Raw genomic sequence first — 3,650 nt, forward strand, 5'->3', positions numbered from 1 at the left:
ACTCGACCTCGGTGTGCCACAGCACGGCCTGCCACCGCTCGGGCAGCGACCGGAAGGCCTGCATGGCCATCGACTGCTCGGCCACGTGCATCGCCCGGACGTCGGCGCCCAGGTCCAGTGTGTCGTCGTCGGACACTTCCGAGACCCGTGCGGACTGCGCGGCGAACACCGCGAAGTCGTCGACGAGTTGCTCGCGCTTCGCCGACTTCGTCCAGTTCGCGGCGACACGCCGGACGGAGGTCAGCAGATAGGCGCGTACGGCGTGCTCGGGCCCGGAGCCGCCGCGCACCGCCTGGAGCATGCGGGCGAAGACCTCGGCGGTCAGGTCGTCGGCGGTGTGCGCGTCCCGGCAGCAGGTGCGGGCGTAGCGGCGCACGGCGTCCGCGTGGCGCCGGTACAGCTCCTCGTACGCCGTGTCGTCACCGGCGCGCATCCGCTCGATGAGCGAGGCGTCGGCGGTCGGCATCTCCAGCGGCGGCGGCAGGACGCTGCCCTCGCGCTGCGGGGGGACGCTGCCCTCGCCGGGATCGGCGTCCTGGGGGACGCCACTCGGCCGCCCGCCCTGGCTCGGCACCTGTGGTGAGGTCAGCCCACCGGCCTCCGGGTCACCGTCACCCAGTGACTCGTCCCGCCCGTCAACGCTCATCGCGGAAAGCCCCCGCCGCCTGCCGAACCAGTCCCGAACACCGGGTCAGCGTAGCCATATTGGCTTTTGTTCAGGACCCCGTCGTACGGACCATCCACTCGTCCGTGGGGACTTCCCGCAACGCAGTACTAGCGTTCACCCCTCCGGGGAAGGTTCAACTCTCGCCCCTGGAACGGCAGTTGACACCGATGACCGAAATGCCCGGAACGCTCCCGGGCATCACTCGGCGCGCGGACCGCACAGCGCCCACGCATCACAGTCACCTATTCGAGTCACCCGCGAACGGGCCTCCCGACCCCGAAGAGCCGACCCCGAAGAGCCGACCCGAAAGAGCCGACCCCGGGGAGCCGGCCTCACAACGGCCGCGACCGCAACCCCTCCAGCAGAATGTCCAGCAACCGCGCCGACGCCGCCGCCTGCTGCGCGGCATCCGGCAGCGAGGGCGCCGCAGTGGCGATCACCAGCAGTACGTCCGACACCGACACGTCCGGCCGCAGCTGACCCGCCGCCCGCGCCCGGTCCACGAGCTGCCCCACGACCTCCAGCAGCGCCGCCGCCCCGGCGTCGTCGACCACCGAGCCCAGGGACCCCGCCGACTCCTCCGGCACCAGCCGCAGTTCACCCGTGCCCGGCTGCGTCCGCTGCTGCGGCACCCGCGCCTCGTCCAGCAGCGCGCCCTCGCCCTCGTCGGCGACGCCCACCCGCAGCACCTGCGGCGGCAGCAGCCGCCCGGCGCCCGAGGCCACCGACGTCCGCAGGAAGCGCGACAGCGCCGACCACGGCTCGTCCTCCTGGCCGAGCGCCGAACGCGCCTGGTCGGTCAGCCGGGAGGTCTCCTCCTCGGCTATCCGCCGGACCAGGACGTCCTTGCTGGGGAAGCGCCGGTACACCGTGCCGACACCGACCCGCGCGCGCCGCGCCACGTCCTCCATCGGCGCGCCGTAGCCCAGCTCGCCGAAGACCTCACGCGCCGCCCGCAGCACGTGCTCCAGATTGCGCTGTGCGTCCACGCGCAACGGCGTCGTGCGCGAGGTGTCCCCGCGTCCGTTTCCCGTCGCACCGACCGCGGCGCCGGATGCGACGGCAGACGCGGATGTCCAATGAGAATCCTGAATATGCATACACGTTCCCCCGGTTAATGACGTCTCCCCCCGGAGACTCCCCGCCATTGGCAGCCGGAGCATCGTGAGACAAGCCCGGTTCACGAACCACGCTTCTCGCGGGCTCGTTGAGCGCATCCCCCTTCACCCCGTCGACACACGAACATAGTTGAGAGGGGGTCAATTCAGAAGGGGCAGGTTCCGCACGGAGCGCCCCCCGATCGGAGTACGGGTCGCATACATCCCGATTGCGCCCCCGAGCGCCACCCCGATCACCCCCACTGACCTGCGCACCTGCCCCGTACTCCGGCAATTCCGGCGCCCGCGCGCGCCCTCCCTCGCCGGTCACACAATTTGTCGAGCCTGTGGACAAACTCCAGCGCCGGGTGCGTCATGGGATGGTGAAGGAACGCGCGCGCATTCTCGTTGTCGGTGGCGGCTACGTCGGGATGTACACAGCCCTGCGCCTTCAGAAGAAGTTGAAACGTGAAATCAGGCGCGGGCAGGTCGAGATCACCGTCGTCTCCCCCGACCCTTACATGACGTATCAGCCGTTTCTTCCCGAGGCCGCCGCCGGTTCGATCTCCCCCCGCCATGTCGTCGTCCCGCTGCGCCGTGTCCTCGACAAGTGCCGGGTCGTCATCGGCGAGGCCACCGCCATCGACCACAACAAGCGCACCGCGACCCTCAGCACCCTCGCCACCGAGGAGGAGGGCACGGGCACCGAAGAGCTGTCGTACGACGAACTCGTCCTGGCCCCCGGCTCGATCTCGCGCACCCTGCCCATCCCCGGTCTCGCCGAGCACGGCATCGGCTTCAAGACCGTCGAGGAGGCCATCGGCCTGCGCAACCACGTCATCGAGCAACTCGACATCGCCTCCTCCACCCGCGACCCCGCGATCCGCGACGCGGCCCTGACCTTCGTCTTCGTAGGGGGCGGTTACGCCGGCGTGGAGGCGCTCGGCGAGCTGGAGGACATGGCCCGCTACGCCGTGCGCTACTACCACAACGTCCAGGCCGACGACATGAAGTGGATCCTCGTGGAGGCCTCGAACCGCATCCTCCCCGAGGTCGGCGAGGAGATGGGCACCTACACCGTCACCCAGCTCCGTAGACGCAACATCCAGGTCCTCCTGGAGACCCGCCTCGCCTCCTGCGCCGACCGCGTCGCCGTACTCGACGACGGCCAGCGCTTCCCCACCCGCACACTCGTGTGGACGGCCGGCGTCAAACCGCACCCCGTCCTCGCCGCCACCGACCTCCCGCTCACCGCGCACGGCCGCCTCAGGTGCACCGCCGAGCTGACGATCGAGGGCGCCACGCACGCGTGGGCAGCGGGAGACGCGGCGGCCGTCCCCGACGTGACCGCCGACGCGCCCGGCACGGAGACCGCCCCCAACGCCCAGCACGCGGTACGCCAGGCCAAGGTGCTCGGCGACAACATCGCGCACTCCCTGCGGGGCGAACCCCTCCAGACGTACGCCCACAAGTACGTCGGCTCGGTCGCCTCCCTGGGACTCCACAAAGGTGTCGCGCAGGTCTACGGACGGAAGCTGAAGGGCTACCCTGCCTGGTTCATGCACCGCGTCTACCACCTCAGCAGGGTGCCCACCTTCAACCGCAAGGCCCGCGTGCTCGCCGAATGGACCCTGGCGGGGCTCTTCAAACGCGAGATCGTCTCTCTCGGTTCACTCGAACACCCGCGAGCCGAGTTCGAACTCGCGGCCGGTGGGAAGCCTCCGCACGACCCGAAGGGGTCGAACTGACCGGACCGAGGAACTCCACCGGCGGCCGGGGCGTCTGACGAATATCGGCCCGGTCCGCCACACTGCCAGACTGGTCCCCGACTTTCGGACGGGCCCGCGCCCGCCCGTCCCACCCAAGAGGCTCTCCCCACTGTGCTG

The 3,650-nt window shown here is 70.4% G+C and carries 3 protein-coding genes; 1 reads left to right on the forward strand and 2 read right to left on the reverse strand.

The features are described 5' to 3' along the window. Both JHN45_RS51000 and JHN45_RS51005 read right to left on the reverse strand, forming a co-directional pair. On the reverse strand, window positions 1-646 hold a 646-nt coding region (locus tag JHN45_RS51000; protein ID WP_201056302.1), incomplete at its 3' end, for an RNA polymerase sigma factor. Window positions 647-999: 353 nt separating this feature from the next. Continuing rightward, on the reverse strand, window positions 1,000-1,767 hold the full coding sequence (locus JHN45_RS51005; protein ID WP_201056304.1) for a TetR/AcrR family transcriptional regulator: 768 nt from the start codon (window positions 1,765-1,767) through the stop codon (window positions 1,000-1,002). Window positions 1,768-2,144: 377 nt separating this feature from the next. Here JHN45_RS51005 and JHN45_RS51010 point away from each other — a divergent pair, with 377 nt between their 5' ends. Next, on the forward strand, window positions 2,145-3,512 hold the full coding sequence (locus tag JHN45_RS51010) for an NAD(P)/FAD-dependent oxidoreductase (RefSeq protein WP_201056305.1): 1,368 nt from the start codon (window positions 2,145-2,147) through the stop codon (window positions 3,510-3,512). The last annotated feature ends 138 nt before the right edge of the window (window positions 3,513-3,650 follow it).

Source organism: Streptomyces sp. MBT53, assembly GCF_016654115.1.
In the GTDB taxonomy this organism is placed as follows: domain Bacteria; phylum Actinomycetota; class Actinomycetes; order Streptomycetales; family Streptomycetaceae; genus Streptomyces.

Excerpts from the sequence above, each read along its gene's own strand:
- JHN45_RS51005 (WP_201056304.1), bottom strand. The coding sequence starts at position 1,767 with ATGCATATTCAGGATTCTCATTGGACATCCGCGTCTGCCGTCGCATCC.
- JHN45_RS51010 (WP_201056305.1), top strand. The coding sequence starts at position 2,145 with ATGGTGAAGGAACGCGCGCGCATTCTCGTTGTCGGTGGCGGCTACGTC.